Origin of the sequence: Sphingomonas sp. IC081 (genome assembly GCF_006874585.1) — a bacterium.
In the GTDB taxonomy this organism is placed as follows: domain Bacteria; phylum Pseudomonadota; class Alphaproteobacteria; order Sphingomonadales; family Sphingomonadaceae; genus Novosphingobium.
The window spans coordinates 2,443,132-2,467,501 of record NZ_CP029761.1; the positions used below are offsets into that span (position 1 = coordinate 2,443,132).

General features: G+C 63.2%; 23 protein-coding genes. 7 read left to right on the forward strand and 16 right to left on the reverse strand.

All coding sequences use genetic code 11. The annotated features are described in order from the left end of the window. Positions 1-18 precede the first annotated feature (18 nt). Positions 19-2,139 (forward strand): putative bifunctional diguanylate cyclase/phosphodiesterase, encoded by a 2,121-nt coding sequence (locus DM450_RS11680; RefSeq protein WP_242526063.1) that lies wholly within the window; start codon positions 19-21, stop codon positions 2,137-2,139. 106 nt (positions 2,140-2,245) lie between these two features. Then, positions 2,246-3,175 (forward strand): 1-phosphofructokinase family hexose kinase, encoded by a 930-nt coding sequence (locus DM450_RS11685; protein WP_142634987.1) that lies wholly within the window; start codon positions 2,246-2,248, stop codon positions 3,173-3,175. A gap of 7 nt (positions 3,176-3,182) precedes the next feature. On the opposite strand, the gene DM450_RS11690 is transcribed toward DM450_RS11685, so the two are convergent. After that, on the reverse strand, positions 3,183-3,878 hold the full coding sequence (locus DM450_RS11690) for a TetR/AcrR family transcriptional regulator (RefSeq protein ID WP_142634989.1): 696 nt from the start codon (positions 3,876-3,878) through the stop codon (positions 3,183-3,185). A 163-nt stretch (positions 3,879-4,041) separates the two neighbouring features. Here DM450_RS11690 and DM450_RS11695 point away from each other — a divergent pair, with 163 nt between their 5' ends. From DM450_RS11695 to DM450_RS11710, 4 genes are all read left to right on the forward strand, one after another. Beyond that, the gene (locus DM450_RS11695) at positions 4,042-4,368 is read left to right on the forward strand and encodes a 2Fe-2S iron-sulfur cluster-binding protein (protein ID WP_142634992.1); all 327 of its coding nucleotides are present in this window, start codon (positions 4,042-4,044) and stop codon (positions 4,366-4,368) included. Between the two features lie 14 nt (positions 4,369-4,382). Continuing rightward, the gene (locus tag DM450_RS11700; RefSeq protein ID WP_142634994.1) at positions 4,383-5,642 is read left to right on the forward strand and encodes a cytochrome P450; all 1,260 of its coding nucleotides are present in this window, start codon (positions 4,383-4,385) and stop codon (positions 5,640-5,642) included. A 730-nt stretch (positions 5,643-6,372) separates the two neighbouring features. Further along, a complete protein-coding gene (locus DM450_RS11705; RefSeq protein ID WP_142634996.1) occupies positions 6,373-7,968 on the forward strand; it encodes an FAD-dependent oxidoreductase in 1,596 nt (531 codons plus the stop codon). Between the two features lie 108 nt (positions 7,969-8,076). Beyond that, positions 8,077-9,348, forward strand: a complete 1,272-nt coding sequence (locus DM450_RS11710; protein ID WP_142637812.1) for an MATE family efflux transporter — start codon at positions 8,077-8,079, stop codon at positions 9,346-9,348. Here DM450_RS11710 and DM450_RS11715 read toward each other — a convergent pair. The 12 genes from DM450_RS11715 to DM450_RS11770 all read right to left on the reverse strand — a co-directional run bounded on the left by DM450_RS11715 (position 9,335) and on the right by DM450_RS11770 (position 18,769). Then, positions 9,335-9,583: a DUF938 domain-containing protein gene (locus DM450_RS11715; RefSeq protein WP_142637813.1), complete on the reverse strand. Its 249-nt coding sequence runs from the start codon at positions 9,581-9,583 to the stop codon at positions 9,335-9,337. The genes DM450_RS11710 and DM450_RS11715 overlap by 14 nt on opposite strands. A gap of 45 nt (positions 9,584-9,628) precedes the next feature. Next, entirely contained in the window at positions 9,629-10,408 is a 780-nt protein-coding gene (gene istB, locus DM450_RS11720; RefSeq protein ID WP_132470100.1) for an IS21-like element helper ATPase IstB, read from the reverse strand. Next, positions 10,398-11,918 carry an IS21 family transposase gene (gene istA, locus DM450_RS11725; protein ID WP_142637815.1) on the reverse strand — a complete coding sequence of 507 codons (1,521 nt, stop codon included), beginning with the start codon at positions 11,916-11,918 and terminating at the stop codon, positions 10,398-10,400. Before istA ends, istB begins: the two co-directional genes overlap by 11 nt. 94 nt (positions 11,919-12,012) lie before the next feature. Beyond that, positions 12,013-12,447, reverse strand: coding sequence for a DUF938 domain-containing protein (locus DM450_RS11730; RefSeq protein ID WP_142634998.1), 435 nt, complete (start codon positions 12,445-12,447; stop codon positions 12,013-12,015). Between the two features lie 24 nt (positions 12,448-12,471). Continuing rightward, positions 12,472-12,843, reverse strand: coding sequence for a hypothetical protein (locus tag DM450_RS11735; protein WP_242526061.1), 372 nt, complete (start codon positions 12,841-12,843; stop codon positions 12,472-12,474). 3 nt (positions 12,844-12,846) lie between these two features. Then, complete coding sequence (locus DM450_RS11740; protein ID WP_142635001.1) at positions 12,847-13,287, reverse strand: chemotaxis protein CheW; 441 nt, start codon at positions 13,285-13,287, stop codon at positions 12,847-12,849. Positions 13,288-13,301: 14 nt separating this feature from the next. Beyond that, positions 13,302-13,673: a response regulator gene (locus tag DM450_RS11745; protein WP_142635003.1), complete on the reverse strand. Its 372-nt coding sequence runs from the start codon at positions 13,671-13,673 to the stop codon at positions 13,302-13,304. A 34-nt stretch (positions 13,674-13,707) separates the two neighbouring features. Continuing rightward, positions 13,708-14,250 carry a chemotaxis protein CheD gene (locus DM450_RS11750; RefSeq protein WP_142635005.1) on the reverse strand — a complete coding sequence of 181 codons (543 nt, stop codon included), beginning with the start codon at positions 14,248-14,250 and terminating at the stop codon, positions 13,708-13,710. Positions 14,251-14,254: 4 nt separating this feature from the next. Next, positions 14,255-15,328: a chemotaxis-specific protein-glutamate methyltransferase CheB gene (gene cheB / locus DM450_RS11755; RefSeq protein ID WP_142635007.1), complete on the reverse strand. Its 1,074-nt coding sequence runs from the start codon at positions 15,326-15,328 to the stop codon at positions 14,255-14,257. Beyond that, positions 15,325-16,194 carry a CheR family methyltransferase gene (locus DM450_RS11760; protein ID WP_142635009.1) on the reverse strand — a complete coding sequence of 290 codons (870 nt, stop codon included), beginning with the start codon at positions 16,192-16,194 and terminating at the stop codon, positions 15,325-15,327. Before DM450_RS11760 ends, cheB begins: the two co-directional genes overlap by 4 nt. Next, positions 16,191-18,488: a chemotaxis protein CheA gene (locus tag DM450_RS11765; protein ID WP_142635010.1), complete on the reverse strand. Its 2,298-nt coding sequence runs from the start codon at positions 18,486-18,488 to the stop codon at positions 16,191-16,193. The genes DM450_RS11760 and DM450_RS11765 overlap by 4 nt, the downstream gene beginning before the upstream one ends. After that, the gene (locus DM450_RS11770; RefSeq protein WP_142635013.1) at positions 18,485-18,769 is read right to left on the reverse strand and encodes an STAS domain-containing protein; all 285 of its coding nucleotides are present in this window, start codon (positions 18,767-18,769) and stop codon (positions 18,485-18,487) included. Before DM450_RS11770 ends, DM450_RS11765 begins: the two co-directional genes overlap by 4 nt. 199 nt (positions 18,770-18,968) lie before the next feature. Here DM450_RS11770 and DM450_RS11775 point away from each other — a divergent pair, with 199 nt between their 5' ends. Beyond that, positions 18,969-20,006, forward strand: a complete 1,038-nt coding sequence (locus DM450_RS11775) for a chemotaxis protein CheB (RefSeq protein ID WP_142635015.1) — start codon at positions 18,969-18,971, stop codon at positions 20,004-20,006. 177 nt (positions 20,007-20,183) lie between these two features. On the opposite strand, the gene DM450_RS11780 is transcribed toward DM450_RS11775, so the two are convergent. The 3 genes from DM450_RS11780 to DM450_RS11790 are packed head-to-tail and all read right to left on the reverse strand — an operon-like array spanning position 20,184 to position 24,338. Beyond that, positions 20,184-21,737, reverse strand: a complete 1,554-nt coding sequence (locus tag DM450_RS11780; RefSeq protein WP_142635017.1) for a DHA2 family efflux MFS transporter permease subunit — start codon at positions 21,735-21,737, stop codon at positions 20,184-20,186. Continuing rightward, on the reverse strand, positions 21,737-22,888 hold the full coding sequence (locus DM450_RS11785) for an HlyD family efflux transporter periplasmic adaptor subunit (protein ID WP_142635019.1): 1,152 nt from the start codon (positions 22,886-22,888) through the stop codon (positions 21,737-21,739). The genes DM450_RS11780 and DM450_RS11785 overlap by 1 nt, the downstream gene beginning before the upstream one ends. Then, positions 22,881-24,338: an efflux transporter outer membrane subunit gene (locus DM450_RS11790; protein ID WP_142635021.1), complete on the reverse strand. Its 1,458-nt coding sequence runs from the start codon at positions 24,336-24,338 to the stop codon at positions 22,881-22,883. Before DM450_RS11790 ends, DM450_RS11785 begins: the two co-directional genes overlap by 8 nt. Between the last annotated feature and the right edge of the window lie 32 nt (positions 24,339-24,370).

Consider the following 24,370-nt stretch of genomic DNA (forward strand, 5'->3'; position numbering starts at 1 on the left):
AGCTTTGGGGGCACCATCTTGATTCTTGGGGACGATTTCGAACGGGAAGCAAGGAAACCGGCGGATGATCCGTCGGTAGCGCTCACGCACGAATCGCTCGCAGCGGCTCTTTCCGCCGCTTCACGCGCCGAAAGACTGCTGCGCGACGCGATCGAAGCCATGCCCCAGGGTATCGTCATCCTCGATGAGGAAGACCGCTACATTCTCTGGAATCGCCGCTATGCGGAAATCTACTGCCGCTCGGCCGATCTGCTGCAACCCGGCGCAAAGCTGGGCGACACCCTGCGGATCGGCGTGGCCCGCGGCGATTATCCCGAAGCGATCGGGCAGGAAGAGGAATGGCTGGCCCGCCGCATCGAGATGTTGCGCCAGTCCGACTGCCGCCACGAACAGCGCCTTTCCAATGGCCGTTGCATCCTGATCGAAGAGCGCAAGACCGAAAGCGGCGGCACGATCGGCATCCGCGTCGACATCACCGACATCCGCCGGCGCGAGGAAGCCTTTCGCCTGCTGTTCGAGCAGAACCCGCTGGCAATGCTGGTCTACGACGCCGCGACTGGGCTTATCCGTTCCGCCAATGAGGCGGCGTGCCGCTTGTTCCGCTACGGCGCCGACGAGATGGCCGGCCTGGACGCCGAATGCCTGTTCTCCCGCGCCGACCGCGACAGCGCCATGGCCCTCTTGGCCAGCGATTGCCCCGAAGGGGATTCATGCTGGCCACTGAGACGCCGTGACGGCACGAACGTCGAAGCCATGGTATCGACGCGCCTTTCGCACATGGAAGACGAACCCGTCACCATCGTCTCGATCGTCGACGTCACCGAACGCCGCCGCATCGAACAGCGCATGGCGCACATGGCGCGTCACGACGAACTGACCGGCCTCGCCAACCGCCCGCACTGCCGCGAATACCTGAGCGCCGTGCTCGAAGAAGCGTCACCGGCCAACACGGTCACCCTTGCGCTGGTAGACCTCGATCACTTCAAGGCGGTGAACGACACATACGGCCATCACTTCGGCGACATGCTGCTGACCGACGCGGCCCGCCGCATGCGCGAACTGATCCCGCCAGGCGCCCTGCTGTGCCGCATCGGCGGTGATGAATTCGCGATCATCTTCCGCCGCGCCAGCCAGACCCAGGCCGAACTCGTCGCCAAGTCCATTATCACCGCCCTCAGCGAACCGTTCTTCATCCACGGCAACATGCTGCACATCGGCGCGACCATCGGCTTCTCGGTAGCGCCTTACGACAGTTCCGATTCACAAACCCTGATGCGCTACGCAGACCTTGCGCTCTATGCGGCCAAGGCCGAACGACGCGGTACCTGCCGCAGTTTCGAACTGCGCATGGACGAGGCGGCTCAGGCCAAGAGCCGGCTCGAGAAGGACTTGCGCAAGGCCGTGCAGGACGGCGACCTGGAAGTCCACTACCAGCCACTCGTGAATCTCGAGACCGGGCAGATCGAATGCTGCGAGGCCCTGCTGCGCTGGCACCACGCCGAACGCGGGCATGTATCGCCCGAAGTTTTCATCCCGCTTGCGGAAGAACTGGGGCTGATCGATCAGGTCGGCCGCTTCGTACTCAATTCCGCCTGCCGCGAGGCGATGTCCTGGCCGCAGCATGTCCGGCTTTCGGTCAATGTCTCGCCCCTGCAGTTCCGCAACGGCAATCTGCTCAGCACCGTGATCAATGCGCTCTCCTCCTCGGGCCTTGTCGCCGAGCGGCTCGAACTGGAAATCACCGAGGCCGTGCTGATGGAGCGCGGCCCCCGCCCGGCTGCGATCATCCGCAACTTGCGGGCCTTCGGCATCGGCATCTCGCTCGACGATTTCGGTACCGGCTATTCGTCGCTCAGCTATCTGCTCAACTACCCCTTCACCAAGATCAAGATCGACAAGTCGTTCATCCTGAACCTCCAGCGCGAGGCCAATTCGCGCGCGGTGATCCGCGCGGTCATCGGACTTGGCCGCAGTCTGGGCGTGACCGTGGTGGCCGAAGGTATCGAGCGCGAGATGGAGCGCGAATACTTGCGCAGCGAAGGCTGCACCCAGGGCCAGGGCTTCCTGTTCGGCAAGCCGGGCCCGGCAGCGATGGTTGATTTCCAGAGCCTGCTTCCCCGCGCCTGCAACGCCGCTTGACCCGACAAGCCTCCGACCGCACAGCTTGACGGCTGTCGCCAATGACGGGCATGTTTTCCGTCACTTAGGTCGTAAACTCATAAACGCCCCCTCTTGGAGCCGCCCGATGAAAAGCATCGCCACGCTAACCATGAACCCGACGATCGACGTCTCCTACAACGTCGGCAAAGTCCGCCACACGCACAAGATGCGCACCGACAACGAACACTACGCACCTGGGGGCGGCGGCATCAATGTCGCGCGGGTCTTCGTACGACTCGGCGGCAACGCGCGATGCTATTACCTGTCCGGTGGTGCCACCGGCCCCGCGCTCGACGGCCTGATCGACCTGCATCAACTGGTCCGCACACGCATCACGATCGAGGGCCCGACGCGTATCGCCGCCGACATTCTCGAACACGACACCGGCAAGGAATTCCGCTTCACTCCCGCCGGCCCCCATGTCAGCGAGGCCGAGTGGGGCCGCTGCCTGGACCTGCTCGCCGAAGCAGATTGCGACGTCATGGTCATGAGCGGTTCCCTCCCCCCCGGCGTACCGACAGACTTCTACGCCCGGGTCACCCGCCTGCTCGCGCCGCGGGGCATCGAGATGGTGCTCGACACCTCGGGCGAGGCGCTGGCAGCAGGCATCGCGCAAGGTGACTTGGCGCTGGTCAAGCCCAGCATCGGTGAACTGGCGCAGTACACAGGTCGTACGCTCGACAACCTCGAAGAAATCGGAACCGCGGCGATGGATATCGTGTCCACCGGCAAGGTCCGGCTCGTTGCCGTCACCATGGGCCATGAAGGCGCACTGCTCGCCAATGCCGGGGGCACCACCTATCTTCCCGCGCTCAAGATCGACGCTGCCAGTGCCGTCGGCGCCGGTGACAGCTTTGTTGCCGCGATGGTCCACGCCCTGTGCCGGGGCGACGATGACCTCACTGCCTTTCGGATCGGCCTTGCCGCCGGGTCGGCGGCGGTCCTGCGCGCAGGCACGGACCTGGCCCGTCCCGCGGACATCGAGCGCCTGCTCCGGATGGTCGAGCCGGCCTGAAGTCGTCTTACGCCGCAATCGCCCGCAAACAGAACGACCAGATCGCTTGCGCAAGTGCCTCGCGCTCGGCTCGATCGGGCGCCCGGCCTTCCTCTTCGAGCAAGAGCGTGTGCACCGTCGTCGAAACGAGGTTGTAGATAAGCCGCGCCTGCAACTGCGGATCGGCCTGCCGGAAGACCCCAGCGGCCATCCCCTTGCCGATATGCCCCGCCATTAAATCCAGCAAGGGCTGAAGCGCGGCCTTCAATTCAGCGGGACGCTGCTGCGCCAACCGCAAATGCTCCCGGCTGAGCGCCGCACTGCGCAAGTGAGCTCCGCCAACCGGCATGCCTTGCGCCGCAACTGAAGACCGGTCCTGCGACTTGCCCTGAAACTGCGCCTGGCCAACGACAATGCCACGGACGATTCCCTCAAGCGCCTGCGCCGACCCCACTTCCGGCTTGGTCATCGCTTCGAATGCCCGCGCGGCCGAACGCAACGTGGTATCGAAAACCGCGAGAACAAGATCGTCCTTGCTTTGGAAACGCTCATAGAAGGCTCTGCGCGCAAGCCCCGTGCGTGCCAGCACCGCGCGGATCGTCAGGCCTTCCAGTCCTGCTTCGTCAAGCAATTCGTGTGCCGCCGCGATGAGCTTCTGGGAGCGATCTTCATCGCCTTCATCAGATGCAGCGGACAAGGCGAGATTGGATTTCGTCGTAGCCATCGATCAATCGCGTATCGCGTCTCCCATCACGGGTCCAGCCCGTCCTGCGATGCCTTGGCTCGTCCGCTCCCGTATCGATTGACTCGATCACCACCCTCACGCTAAAAATGTCGAGAACAGCGTTCTCATAAAGGCGCGAAGACAGGAAATCAGGAGAGTTCCGATGCCCAAGGTCACTTATGTCGACCATACCGGCCACGCGACGACCGTAGAGGTCGATGCCGGCGAAAACGTCATGCGCGGCGCACTTTACAACGGGGTCGAAGGGATCACCGGCGAATGCGGCGGCGGCCTGTCTTGCGCCACCTGTCACTGCTATGTCGACGCGGACTGGACCGCGGCGGTTGGCGGCCCCTCCTCGCAGGCCGAGGAGGAACTGCTCGAATCCGCAGCCAGCGAAGTAAAACCCTCCAGCCGCCTGTCCTGCCAGATGGTCGTCACCGAGGCGCTCGACGGGCTTGTCGTCCACCTTCCCGAACACCAGTTCTAAGCGGGAGAGAGCCGATGCCTATCGACGCCGCCAATCCGGTTCCGCCCAGCTTTCCGCGCCACGTCGGCATGGATCAGGTGCCCGATCATGTCCCCGCCGACCTGGTTCGCCAGGTAGGCCTTACCTTCGGACCGGAATTTCTCGCCGCTCCGCACGATTTCATGGCCGCGCTGCATGATAAGCAGCCGCCGATCTATTACGACGTCAGCCCGATGGGCAACATGTGGCATTTCACCCGCCACGAAGATGCCCTGTTCGGCCTGCGCCATCCGGAAATCTTCTCGAACGAGGGGGCCACGCCGTTTCCGCGTGATCCAAACGACTATTTCTACTTCATCCCGATCGAGATCGATCCGCCGCACCACCGCAAGTATCGCAACATCGTCGACCCGGTATTCAGCCCCCAGGGCGTGCTCAAGCTGGAGGAGCAAATCCGCCAGCGCGCCAACGACCTGATCGACGAGATCGAGGCCAAGGTCGCAGCCGGAGGAACATGCGAGTTCACCGAAGATTTCGGCCGACCGCTACCGGTTTCGGTATTCCTCGACATCATGGGTCTGCCGCAGGACATGCGCGACACGTTCGTGTCCTGGGCGATGGATCTGCTCCACTCGAACGACCGCGCGATCATGGGCCAGGCAATGCAGAACATCACTGCCTATCTCAAGGAAGCCATCGCCGAGAAGAAGGCGCACCCCGATCAAGGCGTGGTAAGCCTGATTGCCCATGCAGAACCGGGCGGCGTGCCGCTATCCGAAAAGGAGATCTTCGGCTTCGTCTGCTTCCTGTTCATCGGCGGGCTGGACACCGTGTTCGCAACGCTCAACAACGTCTGGGCATGGCTTGCGCAGAACCCGGAAAAGCGCCAGGAAATCATCGATCGCCCGCAGGACATCGACAAGGTGGTAGAAGAACTGTTGCGGCGATGGTCCGTCACATTCTCGGGCCGCGTCCTTGATCAGGACTATGAAATGCGCGGCGTGCAGCTCAAGAAGGGCGACCGCGTGACCTTCATCCTGCCCGCATGCAACTTCGACCCCGATGTCTTCCCCGATCCTCTGACGGTAGACTTCGACCGCCCGCGCAAGACAACCCTCGCCTTCACGGTTGGCGTGCACAGCTGCATGGGCGGACACCTGGCCCGCCTGGAAGTGAAGATCGCGCTTCAGGAATGGCTGAGGCGCATTCCCGACTTCGGCCTCAAGCCCGGCACCCAAATAGAGTACCGACCAGGCGGCGTAATCGGGCCAGAAGAAGTGCCGTTGGTCTGGTAATTCGACACGACGCTCGGGGATTGGATCGCACAAGGTCCAGTCCCTGCCCCGTAGAGCGCTCAGAGGGATAGAGATCGATCCATCTCCGACCAACGGAAACTGAATAGCCCTGAGCAGCCTCTAGGAATAGGGTCGTTGGCCAGCTGACAGGCGAGTCGGCTGATCCCGCGAAATTGGTTTTTACAAGTTTCCAGCAGTCCCTTGACGCGACCTGTCATGGCCACTTTCCACGGGGATGAAGATAATTACGCGATTTCCGGGGCACCAGCCACGCAACGATGCCTAAGGGACACACCACAGACAAACATCACAAGAAGTTGCACCTCCAGAACAAATTCGCGCTTTTCGAATGGCAAAAGATGTTGCAAGGTAGTCAGCGAAAGGCCTTTTCGGCCTTGCCGGTGTTGGGAGAGAGCGCGCCGGGGGGATTAAAATCCTTTCCGGCGCGCCGAATCTTCGCAAGTGCAACATTTGCTCCGATAGACGCAATGTAAAGTTCGATTTGCGCCTCCAGTCCGTTAAGTTCGTGGTTTACGCGAATTTTCCGACTGGAGGCGCAAGTGTTTTTTGCGTCTAAGGCCTAAGTAACCTTACGCAGCCGCAGCATAAAACGTATAAATCTTGTGCATTAGCGAACCCCGCCGGTGATTCGCGGCCACATGGCCACGATTGACCATCCGTGATTCGCCCCGCGGCCTTGTGCCGTGGCGGCCCGACTGGACCGAAGCACATGCCCGACATCGAGTGCGACGTTCTAATCGTGGGAAGCGGGATCGGTGGCCTAACCTCCGCCATTGCCGCCCGCATGGCTGGCCTGGAAGCTCTCGTGGTCGAACAGGACTTGCTGATCGGCGGGCCCTCCTCCGCCTCCAACGGCATGCTCTGGCTGCCAAACAGCCCGCTTATGTTGCGCGAAAAAGTGCCCGATTCGCGCCGGGCCGCACTCGATTATCTTGCCAACTTCGTGGATGATGGCGATCCCTCGTCCTGCCCCGAACGGCGCGCGGCCTTTGTCGACGGCGTCGCACCGCTCGTAGCGCTCTATGAATCCCGCAACATTCCGCTGCACCTGTGCGAAGGCTACCCCGACCATTACGATACGCTCCCAGGCGGCCATGCCACCGGACGAGCCGTTGAAACCGAAGTGATCGACGCCGAAAAGCTCGGAACCTGGAAACGTCGCATTCGACCGCAAAGTTACCCGATCCCCGCCCGTGCATCGGAATGGGCGCGGCTCGGTCGCACCGAATCCACATGGGACGGACGCATCGGGGCTGCCAGACTGCGTTGGCGCAGTCTGGCAGCCCGAGTTCGGGCGCAGAAACTGCTGTCTGCCGGAGCCGCCTTGCAGGCACGGCTTTTGCTTGCTGCACTCCAACTTGGCGCCAGAATCAGTACGCGCACCGCGCTGCTGTCACTGGAATATAACAACGGCCGTGTCTGCGGCGCGATGATCGATTGCGACAGTTGGCATCGCCGGGTCCATGTACGTCATGGTGTAGTGATCGCCACTGGACGCATTCCCCAACCCTCGCCGTTACCGAGCGCCGACGGCGACGCCGTTACAGGGATGCTCGGCCTCGGCGCGGGCACGGGCTGGATGAACGAGGACTGGCGCTTCCTCAGGCTTGCTTCCGAACAGGCGCGCCCCGCAACCACCGTGCTGACTGCTCTGGGCAAGCCTCATTTAATCATTGTCGGACGTGACGGACGTCGTTTCGTCGACGAGGCCGCCCCTCCGATGGAAGTAGGCAGCGCGAGCCTCGCTCTGGAAAAAGCCTCGGACGCCTCTCCCGCGGCATGGGCGATCTTCGATGCTCGCCACCGCTCTCGCTATCGCTTCGGACCGATCGCACCGGGGCGCATTCCCCGGCAACGCCTGCAAGACGGCAGCCTCGTCCGCGCAGCAACGCTCGATGCGCTCGCCCGCGAATGCGGGATCGATCCTACCGGACTGGAGGCCACGATCAACCGCTGGAACGTCATGGCGGGCCGCGGCATTGACGACGATTTCGGGAAAGGCGCATCATCCTACGACCGCTATCACGGAGACCCCGCTCATGCCCCCAACCCCTGCATGGGACCGATTTCACGAGGACCGTTCTATGCCGTGCCGCTCAGGGCAGAAAGTCTAGGAACATGCGGCGGCGTTACCGTTGATCCTTTCGCACGCGTGACAAGGATCGATGGAACACCGATTTCAGGTCTATATGCCATCGGTGGCTGCACCGCGCCGCTCTCTGGTCCCCACGACGTCGCCCCTGGCTTCGCGGCTGGCGTAGCCGCCGTGTTCGGGATGATTGCGATACGCAACATGGTCAGTTAGGCGGACTGACGAAAGCCAATCACCAGACACCGGGTTCCCCGCTTGCGTAGTCCTTCCTTCAATTCGGCATCGCAGACCCGCCTCTTATGGTCGATAGCCTTGCCCGCGATGCTCACCAACGTGGCAACGGCGCTGTTCGGGCTAGCAGACATGTGGGCGATTGGACGCCTTGGCGACGCTCCCGCGCAAGGTGCTGTAGAACTGGGCGCCAAGTTCATGATGGCACTGCTCAACGTGTTCAACTTCCTGCGCACGAGCACCGTTGCGCTAACCGCGCAAGGTGCTGGCCGGGGTACCACGCATGCACAAGCAGAAACCCTTGCCCGCGCTCTTGCAGTCGCACTCGGCATCGGCACCGTCCTGCTGCTCGCGATGCCGCTCGCGATCCCTTTTGGCCTTGACCTGCTAGGCGCCAAAGAGTCCCTTCGCGAAAGCGCGCGGCACTACATCGCCATCCGCTACTGGGCCGCCCCCTTATGGCTGGGCAATTGCGCGTTGGTTGGATGGCTGATCGGCCAACGCCTGGTGCGTCACGTGCTGGTCGTCGAAGTGGCCGCCAACCTGGTGCATATCGCACTCGACATGCTGCTGGTTCTGCTTGCCCACTGGGGAGTAGCCGGGGTTGCTATTGCCACGCTCACTTCCGAATGCTTCAAGTTTATAGTGCTCGGCATTCTGGTGCTGCGCCGTTCGGACGGGCGAGGCGTACTCACATCGTTCGCGGCGCGAACGACATGGCGCCGCCGCGAACTGGCAGCCCTGTTCGCCCTCAATCGCGACCTGTTCCTGCGGACGCTGCTCCTGACCGCCGCAATGCTGCTGTTTGCACGGAGTGGCGCTCAGGATGGGCCAGTGACATTGGCGGCCAACGGCATCCTGTTCCAACTCTTCATGCTGGCCGCACTGATCCTTGATGGCTTCGAGAGCGCAGCACAAGTCCTCTGCGGCGAAGCACTCGGAGCCCGCGAGCGCACACGCTTCGACAAAGCCGTCCGCTCATCGATGCTGTGGGCCGGCGCTGCCGCATTGGCCATGACTCTTGCTTACGCGGCAGGAGGTGAAGTTCTTGCCGCGCGCTTCACCACCGACCCTGCAGTCGCGGCTCGAAGTGCGACTTATGTACCATGGCTCGCCGTCTTGCCGCTGGCCAGCTTTACGTCGTTCGTCCTCGACGGCGTATTTGTCGGAACCGGCTGGACACGGGCTATGCTGGGCACGATGGCCTTGGCGCTGGCGGGCTATACCTTGCTGCTCTGGTTGCTCCACCCGCTTGGCAATGCCGGGCTGTGGAGTGCCTTCACGGTCTTTTTCCTGCTGCGCGGGGCAGGACAGCTCGTCCTGACACCCCGTAAGACGCGTAGCAGCTTCAGCACCTCCTGAAGACCACCGTCAGGTTATTGGCGGGCATCTCGACCACCCGGTCAAGGGCAAGCCCATGCCCAACCGCCACTTTGGCGACATCTTCCAGACAGCGCAGCCCCCATCCCGGATTGCGGCGCTTCAGGTCCTCATCAAACGCGGCATTTCCCGGTTCGATTGCATGACCTTCCCGGCGATAGGGGCCGTAGAGTTGTTGATTGCCACTGAGATGTGACCCAGGGTTTCCATTGAGAATTGACCCGGGTGGGTATGGGTTATGTGCTGCCGTATCCTGGCAGGTTCAAGATGCTGGCTTCTCCTTTCTGGCTTTTGGCGCAGCGGTGCTGGCACGGAAGCGGAAGCTGTCGTTTCCGGTTTCCAGGATGTGGCAGTGGTGGGTTAGCCGATCGAGCAACGCGGTGGTCATCTTGGCATCGCCGAACACGCCAGCCCATTCGCTGAAGCTTAGGTTGGTGGTGATGACGACGCTGGTGCGCTCGTACAGCTTGCTGAGCAGATGGAAGAGCATGGCTCCGCCCGATGGGCTGAAGGGCAGATAACCCAGCTCGTCGAGGATGAGCAGGTCGAGACGTAGCAGGCGTTCTGCCAGCTGGCCGGATCGGTTCATGGTCTTTTCCTGCTCAAGCGCATTGACCAAATCGACCGTGGAGAAGAAGCGGACCTTCTTGCGGTGATGCTCGACGGCCTGGACGCCCAGCGCAGTTGCGATATGGCTCTTGCCGGTTCCGGGCCCGCCAATCAGCACGACATTGTCGGCGTTTTCCATGAAGTCGCCCTGATGAAGCTGGCGGACGAGGGCTTCGTTGATCTCGCTGGCAGCAAAGTCGAAGCCAGCCAGATCCTTATAGGCCGGGAAGCGGGCCGCCTTGATTTGATAGGCGATGGACCTGACCTCGCGTTCGGCCATCTCTGCCTTCAGGAGTCCAGCGAGCATCGGCACGGCAGCATCGAAGGCAGGCGCGCCCTGCTCGATCAGTTCGTCGGCGGCCTGAGCCATGCCGAACATCTTGAGGCTGCGCAGCATGACGACGACCGCGGCGCTGGCGGGGTCATGACGCATGGCGGATATCCCTCAGCCTGTCATAGCGAACGACATTGGCCTCGGGCTCCTGCGTCAGGCGCAGGGCTTGAGGCGCATCGATCGGCGAAGCTGGAGGCGCCTTGCCGTCGATGAGGCGATGTAACACGTTGAGAACGTGAGTCTTGGTGGCGACACCGGCCCCCAAAGCCAACTCGACCGCGCTCAACACAGCCTGTTCGTCGTGATGCAGAACGAGAGAAAGTATCTCGACCATCTCCCTGTCGCCACCAGGGCGCTTGAGCAGATGGCCCTGTAACTGCCGGAAGGCTTCGGGCATCTCGAGGAAGGGAGCGCCATTACGCAAGGCGCCGGGCTTGCGCTGGATTACCGCCAGATAATGCCGCCAGTCATAGATTGTGCGTCCCGGCTTGTGATGAGAGCGCTCGATGAGCCGGGCATGTTCGCACACGATCTGGCCTTCGGCCGCTATGACCAGACGATCAGGGTAGATCCGCAGGCTGACCGGTCGGTTCGCGAAGGAGGCAGGTACCGAGTAGCGGTTGCGGTCAAAGGCGATGAGGCAGGTCGGCGACACGCGCTTGATCTGCTCGACAAAGCCATCGAAGGGCCGGCCCAGCGGCATCAGGCAGGAAACTTCCTCGGCATGCGCATCGGCCACCGTGCCGGGCATGACGCCATGCTGGATATCGCTCCATTGGACGATGCATTGCTCTTCCAGCCAGGCGTTCAGCTCAGCCAGGCCAGGGAAACTGGGCATCGGTTGCCACAACCGGCGCCGAGCGTCCTGGACGTTCTTCTCGACCTGACCCTTCTCCCAACCAGAAGCCGGATTGCAGAAATCCGTCTCGAACAGATAGTGGCTGGCCATGGCGGCAAATCTTGCGTTGACCTGCCGCGCCTTCCCGGTCCCGATCTTGTCGACAGCGGTCCTCATATTATCGAAGATCCCACGCTGGGGCACGCCGCCCAGCACTCGGAACGCCTGCGTCAGCGCGTCGAACAGCATCTCATGGGTCTGGAGCAGATAGGCGCGGACGATGAAGGCGCGGCTATGCGCCAGTTTGGTATGAGCGACCTGCAGCTTCGTGGGCTTGCCATCCAGTACGGCATAGTCCTCGCTCCAGTCGAACTGGAACGCCTCGCCAGGCTGGAAAACCAGGGGCACGAATGTTCCACGCCCGCTGGTCTGCTGCTCATATTGCAGCTCGGTCCGCCATCGTCGGGCAAAAGCGGCAACCCGGTTATAAGAGCCATCGTATCCCAGCTCGACCAGATCAGCATGCAACTGCTTGGCAGTCCGCCTTTGTTTACGGGACTTCTTGGATTCCACTCGCAACCAGGCCGTCAGCTTCTCGGCGTAAGGGTCGAGCTTGCTCGGCCGGATCGGAACCTTGAAGCTCGGCTCAATCGCGTCAGAACGCAGATATTTGCGGATGGTATTGCGGGACAGGCCGGTCCGCCTCTTGATCTCCCGAATGGAGATCTTCTGCCGGAAATGCCACCGGCGGATCACACTGAGTAAGTCCATGTCGATCACTCCACGACCCTCCGACTGGCAGCCGGAGGCGAGGGAAACATGGGTCAATTCTCAATGGTAATTTATACGCCCCCCGGGTCACATCTCAGTGGCAATCAACACCGTAGAGTACCAGCGGAGCGCCCTGAGACAAGAGGCGCCCCGCGCCTGCCATCAATCCAAGCGTTGCCGACCATGGGCTGATGTGGATCATGTTGATGCAGACCAACGCATCAGCGCTCTCCAGCGGCCACTGCGCAGCCGCTGCATCAAGAGCAATCGGGACCATCAGGTTGTGCAGCCCCTCCGCCTCGCGCCATGCGGCGATAGAAGCACGGGCATTGGCGTCAGGATCGCTCGGTTTCCAGAAGATTCCCGCCAAAAATCGAGAGAAATAGACCGCATGTTCGCCAGTCCCTGCAGCGATCTCGAGTACAGTGCCCGACGTGGGTAGCACCTCGCGCAGCACGGCCAGAATGGGATCGCGATTACGCATCGCAGCCGGAGCATAGCGACGGTCGGAATGTGACGAGCCGGACATGCCAGACGAGTTATCGCCGCCCGGTCAATCCCACAAGTCGAGCGGTCCACCATCGCCGTTTCCGTTGGCCGGCGGTGAATCAAGCGGTACCTCGCAGAGTGTTTCGCTGTCGTCGAGAAAATGACGGAAGCGCAGGTTGATCGCCTCCAGGTTGATGCGGCGCATCTCTGTCGCACTGAACCCTGCACTGAGAATGGCCGACAACGCACGCTGCTTCTGGGAAATCAGATCGATCGCCTGAAGCTCGCGAATGTGCCCTGCAGCGAAACCCTCGTCCCGACACAATACTTCGCCCAGGGCCTCGATCTCGCCCGCAAGCTCGGTCAAGACTTCGGCCATAGCCAGAAATCGGGGTTCAAGCAGCCTCGGGGCCAGAAAGCGCGATTCATGGATCATGGCTCAGGCCGCCGCCAACGCATCCCCGGATGTCCCCAGCGTCTGGAGATCAAGCACCATGACCATGTGCTCGTCTATCGCCACCAGCCCCTCGAGAAATGGGATCACCCCGTCCTGTCCGGCACTGGGCGGCGCCTGCAAGGTCTCGGAATGAAGCGCGACGATGTCCGACACCGAATCCACGATCAGACCCTGCGACTGCCCATTGACCTGACAGACAATGATGGCGTGGCGCGGCGTGGCCTCGGTCGGCGTCCAGCCCAGCCGGGCAGCAAGATCGATCACCGGCAATACCGTACCGCGCAAGTTGACCACGCCTGCCACGTAATGCGGGACACGCGGCATCGGCGTTACCGGGGTCCAGGCGCGGATCTCGCGGATCGCCATGATGTCGAGCGCGAAGATCTGGCCGGCGACTTCGAAGGTGATGAGTTCGCGGTGCATGACCGAGGCCTCCTTCAGTGGGCGACGCGGCGGACCGCCGCGACGAGCTTGTCGGTGTCGAAAGGCTTGACGATCCAACCGGTCGCGCCGGCTGCTCGCGCACGCGCCTTCTTCTCGTCCGAACTCTCGGTTGTCAGTACCAGGATGGGGCGATCGCGATGTCGGGTGCCTCCACGGACCTGCTCGATCAGGCCAAAGCCATCGAGACGCGGCATATTGATGTCTGTTATGACGACATCGACTTCGTTCAGCGCCAGCCATTCCAGCGCAGAAACGCCATCGTCGGCCTGCGACACGTCGAAGCCGTTGTTCGACAACGCATGATTGAGCAGCGCCCGCATGGATGCGCTATCGTCAACGGTCAGGACTCGGGTGGTCTTGGACATCGGATCCTCATTTTTCCTTGAAACAGATCGACCCTTAAAACAGTTCGACTTCGCCGCGCGGTTCCCGCCGGACCACCGGCTGGACAGCCACTTCCGGAGCCTCGGCAACGGTACGGCAGCGCACGAGACCGGATGCCGGTCGAAAATCGACACGGCGCGCGCAAGTACCGCCGAGATCCTCACGCATTAGCTCGATGCGCTCTCGGACCAGGAAACCCCGCGCGAATTCAGCATTGGCCGTGCCAATCCGTTGCATACCCGCTCGGATGTTCGCGCCGCCGTACAGATGGGCTCTGAGCCGCTCCTTGCGGGCACCATAGGCGAGCATCTCGTTGATCAGCATCTCCATGAGGTAAACCCCATAGTGGACATCGACCTCCCCCCGCGCGTGCGTAGCGGGCGGCTCGGAAAGCAGAAAATGGTTCATGCCGCCCAGTTCGATCACCGGATCATAGAGGCACGTCGCCACGCACGAGCCCAAGACCGTACTGAGTTCCACCTTGGGGCCCGCACTGACCCTGAACTGCCCCTGCAGCACCGTAAGGTGCGTACTCGCGGGTGAATTTGCAGATGCCATCTTGTCATGCCGCCTTGTTGAGGGCGTGGCCGGCAATCCGGTCGACCGGGGCCACTACATTTGCCGCACCGAGCGAAATTGCCACGCGCGGCATCCCGAACACCGTGCAAGTGCGTTCATCCTGCGCAATCGTATGCGCGCCGGCCTGACGCATGGCCAGCAACCCCCGCGCACCGTCCTGCCCCATGCCGGTAAGAAGAATGCCGACCGCCTCAGCCCCCACGACCTGTGCCACCGAGGCGAACAGGGCATCGACGCTCGGGACATGACCGCTGATCGGTTCACCGCGCCGCATCTTCCCCAGCAGCGTGCTTCCGTCCCGATCGAGCTTCACAGTCAAATGGCAACTGGCGGCGGCTGCAAGATAGACATTTCCAGGCAACAAGGGCGTATCCATGTCGGCAGCCTGGACGTGCGCCGGACAGGCCAGATCGAGCGTCCGGGCAATAGCCGGAGCAAAGCGCGGGTTGACGTGCTGGACGATCACGGTCGGCGGACAATCGATCGGGAAGCCTCCCAGCACGACCTGCAACGCCTCCACACCGCCTGTCGAGGAGCCGATCGCGATCAACCGGGTTTCGCGCCGGATCGAGAGCCGACTTTCAGCGGCTACCATGGTAGCAGCGCCAACTCGGACATCCCGCGGCCGCTGCTCCGGCCTCGATTCGATTCGAGCATCGAAACGCACTTGCGCCGCATCGCGGATTAGATCCGCCAGTTCCCCGCCGTCCTGCAACGCCAGCTTGCCGCCGGGATCATACTTCGCATAACAATTGACTGCCCCGAGCGCGAGTGCACGGGCAGTCACCTCGTTACCGTCCTGGGTGGCGCCCGACACCACGATCACCGGGGTCGGACGCAAGGCCATGATCTTTTCGAGAAAGTCGAGCCCGTTCATGCCTGGCATCTCGATGTCGAGCGTCACCACGTCGGGATCGAGCTGCTTGATAAGAGCCCTCCCCTCGGCCGCATCAGAAGCGGTGCCGACAACCTCGATGTCCCCCTGCTCGCGCAGCCTCGACATCAGGATCGCCCGCATGGTCGGCGAATCGTCGACGATGAGAACCCTGATGCTCACGCCGCGCTCCTCTGGTAGATGGTTGGACCGACCAGCCTAAGCACCTGCGTTGCCGGACCGGTCACGCGCTCGGAATGGCCAATGTAGAGAAAGCCTCCCGGCTGCAGGGCCTGGGCATAGCGGGCAACAAGCCGCTCCTTGGTTTCGTTGTCGAAGTAGATCATCACGTTGCGGCAGAAGATCGCATCAAAGCGCCCCTTCATCGGCCACTCGCCTTGCAGGTTGAGTGTCCGGAACCGCACCAATGCACGCGCGGCATCGGCGATGCGGACCTGCCCTCCGCTCGATGCACTCCATGCCGACCGCAGCGCGGCCGGCACCGGATCGAGATCCCCCGCCGCATACGTCGCCGCCTCGGCCTTTGCCAGCGCGTGAGGAGCGATGTCGCTCGCCAGCAGCACGAAATCACGCCGGGCCATGTCAAGGCCAGCACTCCGGTCGCTGCCCAGCATGGTCATCACGATTGACCACACTTCCTCGCCGCTCGAACATCCCGCCGACCATAGACGCACCGGCTGCCCTGCGCGCAAGCATTCGATCGCATGGGGCCGGACATGCTCGGCAAGATGCTCGAAGTGGTGCGCTTCACGATAGAAGAAGGTGTGATTGGTGGTCAGCGCGGCCACCGCACGCCCCATCTCGGTGCTGTCTGCGCGCATCATTTCGACATAACGCGCAAAGCTGATCGCGCCCGTCTCGCGCACCAGGGGAGCAAGACGCGAATAGACCAGCATCGACTTGCGCTGCGAGAGCACGATGCCCACCGCATCATAGACAATCTTGGCGATCGCCGCGAAATCGGCGTCCCCATAGATGTCCGGGCTGACCCCGGGGACCTGTTCGGTCGCCGTTGCCATAGCGTTCATGCGACCTGCCTCTCATGACCGGCGCGATCCTGGGCAGGCAGAGCGCAGGCGACCAGACCGTCGACATCGACAATCAGCGCCACCCGGCCATCGCCGAGGATGGTCGCCCCCGCCACGCCTTCCACGGGACGAAAATTAGTGGCGAGACTTTTGATAACGAACTGGCGCTGGTCCTGGATATCATCGACCAGCAAGGCTGCCTGGCCCGCGCTTTCGGTATCGACAACGATGAGCACCCCCTGCTCTGGATGCCCGGCAAGCCTATCCTCCGAACCCATCTGGGCACCAAGTGCCTCACGCAGGGAAATGACCGGAATGAAACGGCCACGCACGTTGAGCATCGCCTGGCTCGATCCCAAGCCCTGCACATCATCCGGCGAGGGCCGCAAGCTCTCCACCACATGTGCAAGCGGGACCACCAGCGTCTGGTCGCAGACATTGACTATCATGCCATCGGAAATTGCCAGCGTAAGCGGCAGCGTCAGGATAAAAGCCGTCCCCTTGCCGGGATTGCTTTCGATAGTGATACGCCCGCCCAGATCCTTCACGTTCTGACGCACGACATCCATGCCGACCCCGCGCCCGGAGATATTCGAGACGACCTGCGCAGTGGAGAACCCTGGCGCGAAGATCAGGTTGTCAATCTCTTCGGCGGAAAGCTGTGCATCGGCACTGACGATGCCCTTCTCGATCGCCTTGGCCAGAACCCGCTCGCGGTTGATCCCGGCGCCATCGTCGGCAATCGAAATGAGGATGCGGCCGGCACGGTGTTCGGCCGAAAGGGTCAGCGTACCCTCCGGTGACTTGCCCGCGGCGATGCGCGCTTCGGCAGTCTCGATGCCGTGATCGACCGCGTTGCGGATGAGGTGGGTCAACGGCTCACCGAGCCGCTCGATCACCGTCTTGTCGAGTTCCGTGGTTTCGCCGAAAACATCCAGCTTTACATGCTTGCCCGTCGAAGCCGCGAGATCCCGTAAAATGCGAGGCACACGGCTGAATACGCTCCCAATCGGCTGGGCTCGGATCGACATCGCGCTTTCCTGGATGTCGCGCGTCAAGCTCTCGAGCAGTGAAAGTTCCTCGCTGGCATTGATCGTCACCCCTTCAAGGCGCTGAACCAGCATGGCTTGGGCGATTACCAGTTCGCCAACCAGATCGATCAGCCGATCAAGTTTGAACAGGTCGATGCGGATCGATTGACCTGCCCCGGATACCGGAGCAGTTCCCCCAGCAGGAGCCGCGGAAGCGGTCGCTGCAGCAGTTGCCGCCGGTTCAGCGGCTGGCGGCAAAACTGCCACCGCGACCGGCGTTGGCATAGGCGGCGGAACAGGAACAGGTCGGCTGGAAACCGGCTCGGCTTCTGATGCCCTTCCTGTCCCGTCCGGCAAGCCATCCGCAGCCTCGGTCACGGCCGGGCCGACTTGCGCTGAAATGGTGGTCGGATCCAGTTCGGTCGAAGCTACAGCGTCTTCGGCCGAGTCATCGCCGAACACCACCGCGCAGTCATCACCGATGAAGTCGAAGATGTCGCGCACTGCATCTTCGCTCACTTCGGCGGGCATCGCAAAAGTCCAGGCCAGATATCCCTCGGCAATGTCGAGACTATCGAGCGGCGGCACTTGCGAAACGTCGCAGGCAGCCACACGCCCGCCGAGTGATGCGACTTCACGCAGCATGAGCAGCGGTTCGCTTCCGTTGCGCATGGCTCCGGCTCGCGGGCGCACCTGGACATGCCAACTGGCAGGTTCGACCGCGCCGTCTGCAGTTGTCGCACTGGCGGGAACATCGAATCCACCGGTCAGATCGTCGAGCAGCGAATCGAGATCTATACCGAAATCATCATCACCGCCGGAAGAACTCGTCACAGCGGGGTCAGGCTCGCGATCGGATTCAGCAGCATGCGCCGCGCCCGCAACATTGGCCGCCATCGCCCCTTCCATCTCGGCGATCAGCGCCGCATCGGCAGGTGCATCCCCGCCCTCGCGTGCGGCCTCGACGTGATCAGCCAGGGTGTCGAGCGCACGCAGCAGGAGATCGACGAGTTTCGGGTCGATCGGCACCAGGCCCTCACGCACGTCGGACAGCAGCGTCTCGAATGTATGAGTATAAGCCTGAAGCGCGCCAAAACCGAAAGCGCCGGCACCACCCTTGATCGAATGAACCCCGCGAAACACCGCGTTCACGGTATCCGAATCGTGTGTACCCGCCTTGCACGCCGCGAGCCCCGCTTCGGCGGCAGCCAGCGACTCTTCGCACTCAGCGAAGAATATCTGCTGGATTTCTTCGGGACTCACAGCGCGGCCTCCTCAAAGAGTTCGGACTCCAGGCCCGTCAGTTGCACGGCATCGAGCAGAGCCGGGGACGCAGTGATCACCGCTCCGCCGCCGCTTCGCCGCGCCGAAACGAGTAGTTGCAGCACGGCCTGACCGACATGCTCGACCCCGCTGCCGTCGATGCTGATGGGCTGAAGACCCACAGCTGCCACGAACTCCGGCAACAGCACTTCGGCCGCGGCCCGGTCGCAACGGGCGGGAAGGACTATCCCAGCCCCACTTGCCTCGCTGATCGCTGTCATCGAAATTTCCTCGTCGCATTGCCCCACATCGTCTTCTTCCGAGCAGGAAGAGAACGGGCTCGACGCCGTTCTATGCCCAGCCATGCCAACGGTGCGTTGTGCGCATTCTCAGTCGAAGCCCTTATCTCCGTTAAGGAAATTGGTCGGCTAATCGGCGGTATCGGCATGGTGAGAAATCTTAGGAAGAAGGCGAAACCCGATGCATGACGCCCGCGTACTCGTGGTCGACGATTCAGCAGCGATGCGCGCGTTGTTTTGCGACGTCCTGGAGCAGTCCAAAAACGTCGTCGTCGTCGGCACCGCCGCAAGCGCCGCCGAGGCCCGCAGCCAGATCGCCCAACTGCAGCCCAATGTCGTGACGCTTGACGTCGAGATGCCGGGGATGAGCGGAATCGAATTCCTCGAGGAGATCATGAGCACCAACCCGATGCCGGTGGTCATGCTTTCCGCCCTTACTCAAAGCGGCACGGAAACCTCACTCAAGGCCTTCGAACTGGGGGCGGTGGAGTGCTTTCCAAAGCCGCTCAAGGCCACACCCGAACAATTCGCCAAGACGGTCGGCAAACTGGGCAAAGTGGTGGTCGCCGCAGCCAACTCGAACGTGCGCGACCGTCCCCGCCATCGCGGACCCAAGGCCGAGAGCACCGAGGGCTATACGCCCAATGGCAAGATCGCCGCTTTCAGTACCTCCATGGGCGGCGTCGACGCCTTGACCGAAGTGCTCGGCCACTATCCAAAGAATTGTCCACCCACAGTCATCATTCTTCAGACCGAACCAGCCCTCGCCGAAATGTTCATCACCCGTGCCAACAAGGACTGTGCATGCACTATCAAGGCGGTCGCCGATGGAGCGGAACTGGTGGCGGGAACGGTCCATATCGCGTTCGATCCCGGGAAACACGTGATCGTGGAGCCGGGTAGCCCGCCGAAACTGCGGACGGTCGAACGCGAACCGGTCGAAGGCTTCCGCCCTTCCGCAACGCTGCTGTTCGGCACTATCGCGCGCGGCGGACTTCCCGCCATCGGCGCGGTGTTGACCGGTATGGGCGAGGATGGCGCAAAAGGTCTAAAACTCCTGCAGGCGGCGGGCTGTCGTACCCTCGCTCAGGACCGCGGAACGGCAACGGTACCGCAGGCGCCCGCGGCTGCGGTCGAGGCGGGCGCAGTCGATGCCGAATTGAAGCTGGAAGAACTTGCTGCCGATGTGCTGACCCAGTGCGGTGCGGCGGAGGGTTAAAGCACCCACCTTTCCTACGGCACCGGCCCGCTCCCCCTCCCTGCCTCCCCTACGGGATAGAATCTGGAAGGTCGCCGCAAGCTCGTCACAAGTGTGACGAACGCTCCCAACAAAAAAGCCGCCGACGCCGAGGGATAGGGGAGGCGTCGGCGGCTCGCCGGTCGGTGGGTGGACGGGTTAATGTCCGCCCGAGGCCGGCTTCGCACCGCGAGGCGGACGCGGTGCAATCCAGATCGTGCAGGCTGCGATGAACAGCAGCACGGCACAGAGCGCGAAAACATGGACAGTGCCCAGCGCCGTGCCCTGCCCGTCGACGAGGTTGGCCAAAGTCTGCCGTGCCTGCGCCAGCGAGAACCCGGCGGCCTGAAGCTGGTCCATCGTCTGCTGCGCGCCGTTCATCGAGGCGGCCATGTCGGCGCTGTTGGCACGCGACATGTCTTCCCAGGTGGTCGTCACCAGAGCCGTGGCGATGGCGCTAGCAAGGGTGCGGCCGAAGTTGGCGATGCCCGCCGCGCCCGCCGTCTCGTCCGGATCGACCGAGGCGAGGCTGATCGTGGTCAGCGGCACCATGAACAGCGACACACCCACGCCCTGCACCAGCTGCGGCCAGGCAATGGTCCAGAACGCCACGTCGGTGGACCAGCTGGTGCGGAAGATCGCGACGATGCCGATCCACGAAATGCCGAGGAACACCAGCAAACGCGGATCGAAGCGCTGCATCAGCTTGGGCACGAAGGGCGATGCGAAGACCGCCAGCACGCCGGAAAAGGCCATCGCCTCACCCGCCTGCGTCGCGGTGTAGCCCATCGAGGCCTGCAACCACTGCGGGATCACCACGACCGACGCGAAGTAAGTGCCGAAAGCGATGGTGAGCGAGAACGTCGCTGCCGAGAAACCGCGATGGCGGAAGACTTTCAGGTCCACCACCGGGTGATCCTCGGTCAGTTCCCAGACCACGAAGGCGATGAAGAAGATCACCGCGATCACCGCCAGCGCGACGATGAAGGGCGAGCCGAACCAGTCATGCTCGCGCCCGAGGTCGAGCATCATCTGGAACGCCGCCACCCATGCGATCAGCAGGCCAAGACCGACAACGTCGATCGGCAGCTTGCGCGTGGGCGTCTCGATCCCGCGCAAGATCGTGAACAGGCCGAAGAAGACCAGCGCCACGATCGGCACGTTGATGAAGAAGATCCACTCCCACGACCAATTGTCGGAGATGTAGCCACCGACGATCGGACCGGCGATAGGCGCCGTCACCACCGTCATCGCCCACATAGCCATGGCGCGGGGATGCATGTGCCTGGGGAAGATGCGCAGCAGCAGCGTCTGCGTCAGTGGCATCAGCGGGCCGCCGCAGAAGCCCTGTCCAAGGCGGAACAGCACCAGCAGCGGGAACGTATGGGCGATACCGCAGAGCGCGGAAAACAGGCCAAAGCCGATCAGCGAGAGCAGGAATACCCGCAGGCTGCCGAAGCGCCCTGCGAGCCAGCCCGTAAGCGGCACGCAGATTGCCTCGGCCACGGCGTAGGACGTGATCGCCCAGGTGCCGTTCGACACCGACACCCCGAGCCCGCCCGAAATGTGCGGGATCGAGACGTTGGCGATCGTCATGTCGAGCACGACGACGAAGTTGGCCATCGCCAGCAGGAAGCCGGCCACCAGCAACTTCGCGCCGGTGAACGTTGGCCCGTCAACCGCCCCGGCAGCAGCGGGGGGAGCGCCGGCCATCAGTCAGCGTCCGTCAGTTCGACTTCCGCGTCCATCGACAGGCCGATGCGCAGCGGATGCTCCTGCAGTTCCTTAGGATCGAGTTCGATGCGCACCGGCAGGCGCTGCACCACCTTGATCCAGTTGCCGGTTGCGTTCTGCGCCGGGATCAGCGCGAAAGCGGCGCCGGTGCCGCCGGCAAAGCCGATCACCTTGCCGTGGTACCGGACCTTGGAACCGTAGAAGTCCGAGGTCAGCGTGGCCTTCTGGCCGGGGCGCACGTTGCCGAGCTGCGTTTCCTTGAAGTTCGCATCGACATAGAGCTGGCCGACCGGAACCACGGTCATCGCCACATTGCCGGCCTGAACCTTCTGTCCCACCTGAATGGCGCGCTTGGCGATCACACCGTCGATCGGCGCGCGCACGATGGTGCGTTCGAGATCGAGCTTGGCCTGATCGACCTTGGCCTGGGCCTGGCGGATCTGCGGCGCGGTGCTGAGCGTGGTGCCCTGGGTGATGGCGACCGAGGCGTCTTCCTGACGGCGGGCGCTGACGGCAGCGGCCTGCATCTGGGCCAGCATCGCGCGGGCCTCGCCTTCCGACGCCTTGGCCGAGGCCAGAGCCTCACGCGCGGTGGTCAGGTCTTCGGCGGAAACCGCCCCCGAACCGACCAGAGCGGCGCGGCGTCCGTAATCGGCCTGCGCCTTGGTCAGCGTGGCCTTCGCGGAAGCGAGCTTCGCCTTGGCCGAGTTGATCTGCGCATCGCTGGCGTCTGCCGAAGCGCCCAGCGCCCGGTTATTGGCAAGCGACTGGCCGTAAGTGCGCTGCGCCGAAGCCAGTTCGGCCTCGGCCTGTTCAAGCGCGATCCGCTGGTCGGCATCTTCGATGCGGAACAGCAGCTGGCCCTTGCGCACCGGCTGCGTGTCTGTGACCAGCACTTCGACCACGCGGCCCGACGTGAGCGGCGTCACCTGCGCATTGTCACCGCCGACATAGGCATTGTCGGTCGAGACCGAGCGGCTGCCGATGAAGAGATCGTAGGCGCCATAGAGCACCGCGACGCCGACAACGGCGGCGCCAAGGCCCAGCAGCAAAGGCTTGCGGCGGCTCTTGCCCAGCACGCTGGTGTCTCCAGCGTTTCCTGCGGGCGAACCCTGCGCTTCGTCAGTCATTGTCAGCGGCCTTCTTGCTGGAATTGTCTTCGTAACCGCCACCGAGCGCGCGCTTGAGCGCGACGTCTTCGGAAAGCGTCCGGAAATGAGCGTCGACCGCCTGCTGGCGGGCGTCGAGAGCGGTGGTCTGGGCGGTCAGGGCATCGAGATAGTTGCCGATGCCGCCGTGGTAGCGCTGGAAAGCAAGGTCCTGCGCGCGGGCGGACTTGGCCGCCGCGTCGGCGGCAGCGCTTTCCTGATCCTGCGCGGCATTGCGGCTTGCCAGCGCATCGGCCACGTCCTGAAGCGCGCCGATCACGGTGGAGTTGTAGCTCGCCACCGCCTCGTCATAGCTGCCGCGCGCCTGGGTGTAGTCACCCTTGAGGCGGCCGCCTTCAAAGATCGGCAGGCTGATCGCGCCAGTGGCATTGCCGTAAGTAGAACCGGTCTTGATGAGGTTCGAAAGCCCCAGCGACTGGAGCCCGATCAGGCCCGAGAGCGAGATGTCCGGCATGAACGCCGCCTTGGCGACGCCGATGCGCTTGTCCGCCGCTTCCGCGCGCAGACGGGCGGCGACGATATCGGGACGACGGCCGACGAGGCCGATCCCGGCATCGGCAGGCAGCGCCGCGACCGGGATCGCGGTAATGGCAGTGGGGTTGATCGACAGGCCGCGATCGGGGCCGGCGCCCAGCAGCGCGGCCAAGGCATGGCGGCGCAGCAGGATCTGCTCGTCATTCTGCGACAGCGCGACGCGGGCCGAGGCGGCGAGCGCTTCGGACTGGCGCAGCGGCGCTTCCTGATCGAGGCCCTGACGCACGCGCTGGCCGGTCAGGTCCACCAGTGCCTCGCGCGCCTTGAGCGCATCCTTCAGCGCCTCGCCCCGCGTGATCAGGCGGGCAAGGTCGAAGTAGGAGGAGACCACGTTGGACGAGATCATCAGCTCGGCCTGACGGGCATCAGCCTCGGCAGCCATACGCTCGGACGTGGCGGCGGCAAGCTGCTTGCGGTTCTTGCCCCAGAGATCGAGGTCGAAGTCGCCCGAAAGCGCCAGATCGCCGGTGCTGTTCCAGCCCTTGGGAACATAGGCCTTGGGGAAACCGTTGTTGTAGCTCTGCTTGGTGAAACCCCCGGAGCCCTGCCCGTTCAGGCTCGGCAGGGTCGCGGCGCCCGCCACCTGGGCTGCGCCGCGCGCCTGCAGGATGCGCGCCTGCGCAGAGGCGACATCCGGCGAGCCTGCAAGGGCTTCCGCCACCAGCGCATCAAGCTGCGGGTCGCCATAGGCGGTCCACCACTGCTGCTGCGGCCACTGGACAGCCTCGCTGGCGGAAAGCGACTGGCTGCTTTCCAGCGTTGAAGAAGCCCGCATCTGCGGCTTCGGCCCAAGGTCGGGCACCGCGCAGGCGGACAGCGAAAGGCCGACGGCCAGCATCGAGGCTGCCGCGACTCGGGGGAGTGTGATCGTACTCATCAGTACAGTTTTCATCGACCTCGGCCTTGCCC

Bases quoted from the DNA above. Each gene is read 5' to 3' on its own strand.
- DM450_RS11685 (WP_142634987.1), top strand. From the start codon at position 2,246: ATGAAAAGCATCGCCACGCTAACCATGAACCCGACGATCGACGTCTCC.
- DM450_RS11690 (WP_142634989.1), bottom strand. From the start codon at position 3,878: ATGGCTACGACGAAATCCAATCTCGCCTTGTCCGCTGCATCTGATGAA.
- DM450_RS11695 (WP_142634992.1), top strand. From the start codon at position 4,042: ATGCCCAAGGTCACTTATGTCGACCATACCGGCCACGCGACGACCGTA.
- DM450_RS11700 (WP_142634994.1), top strand. From the start codon at position 4,383: ATGCCTATCGACGCCGCCAATCCGGTTCCGCCCAGCTTTCCGCGCCAC.
- DM450_RS11705 (WP_142634996.1), top strand. From the start codon at position 6,373: ATGCCCGACATCGAGTGCGACGTTCTAATCGTGGGAAGCGGGATCGGT.
- DM450_RS11710 (WP_142637812.1), top strand. From the start codon at position 8,077: ATGCTCACCAACGTGGCAACGGCGCTGTTCGGGCTAGCAGACATGTGG.
- istB (WP_132470100.1), bottom strand. From the start codon at position 10,408: ATGCGTCATGACCCCGCCAGCGCCGCGGTCGTCGTCATGCTGCGCAGC.
- istA (WP_142637815.1), bottom strand. From the start codon at position 11,918: ATGGACTTACTCAGTGTGATCCGCCGGTGGCATTTCCGGCAGAAGATC.
- DM450_RS11730 (WP_142634998.1), bottom strand. From the start codon at position 12,447: ATGTCCGGCTCGTCACATTCCGACCGTCGCTATGCTCCGGCTGCGATG.
- DM450_RS11735 (WP_242526061.1), bottom strand. From the start codon at position 12,843: ATGATCCATGAATCGCGCTTTCTGGCCCCGAGGCTGCTTGAACCCCGA.
- DM450_RS11740 (WP_142635001.1), bottom strand. From the start codon at position 13,287: ATGCACCGCGAACTCATCACCTTCGAAGTCGCCGGCCAGATCTTCGCG.
- DM450_RS11745 (WP_142635003.1), bottom strand. From the start codon at position 13,673: ATGTCCAAGACCACCCGAGTCCTGACCGTTGACGATAGCGCATCCATG.
- DM450_RS11750 (WP_142635005.1), bottom strand. From the start codon at position 14,250: ATGGCATCTGCAAATTCACCCGCGAGTACGCACCTTACGGTGCTGCAG.
- DM450_RS11760 (WP_142635009.1), bottom strand. From the start codon at position 16,194: ATGAACGCTATGGCAACGGCGACCGAACAGGTCCCCGGGGTCAGCCCG.
- DM450_RS11770 (WP_142635013.1), bottom strand. From the start codon at position 18,769: ATGACAGCGATCAGCGAGGCAAGTGGGGCTGGGATAGTCCTTCCCGCC.
- DM450_RS11775 (WP_142635015.1), top strand. From the start codon at position 18,969: ATGCATGACGCCCGCGTACTCGTGGTCGACGATTCAGCAGCGATGCGC.
- DM450_RS11780 (WP_142635017.1), bottom strand. From the start codon at position 21,737: ATGGCCGGCGCTCCCCCCGCTGCTGCCGGGGCGGTTGACGGGCCAACG.
- DM450_RS11785 (WP_142635019.1), bottom strand. From the start codon at position 22,888: ATGACTGACGAAGCGCAGGGTTCGCCCGCAGGAAACGCTGGAGACACC.
- DM450_RS11790 (WP_142635021.1), bottom strand. From the start codon at position 24,338: ATGAGTACGATCACACTCCCCCGAGTCGCGGCAGCCTCGATGCTGGCC.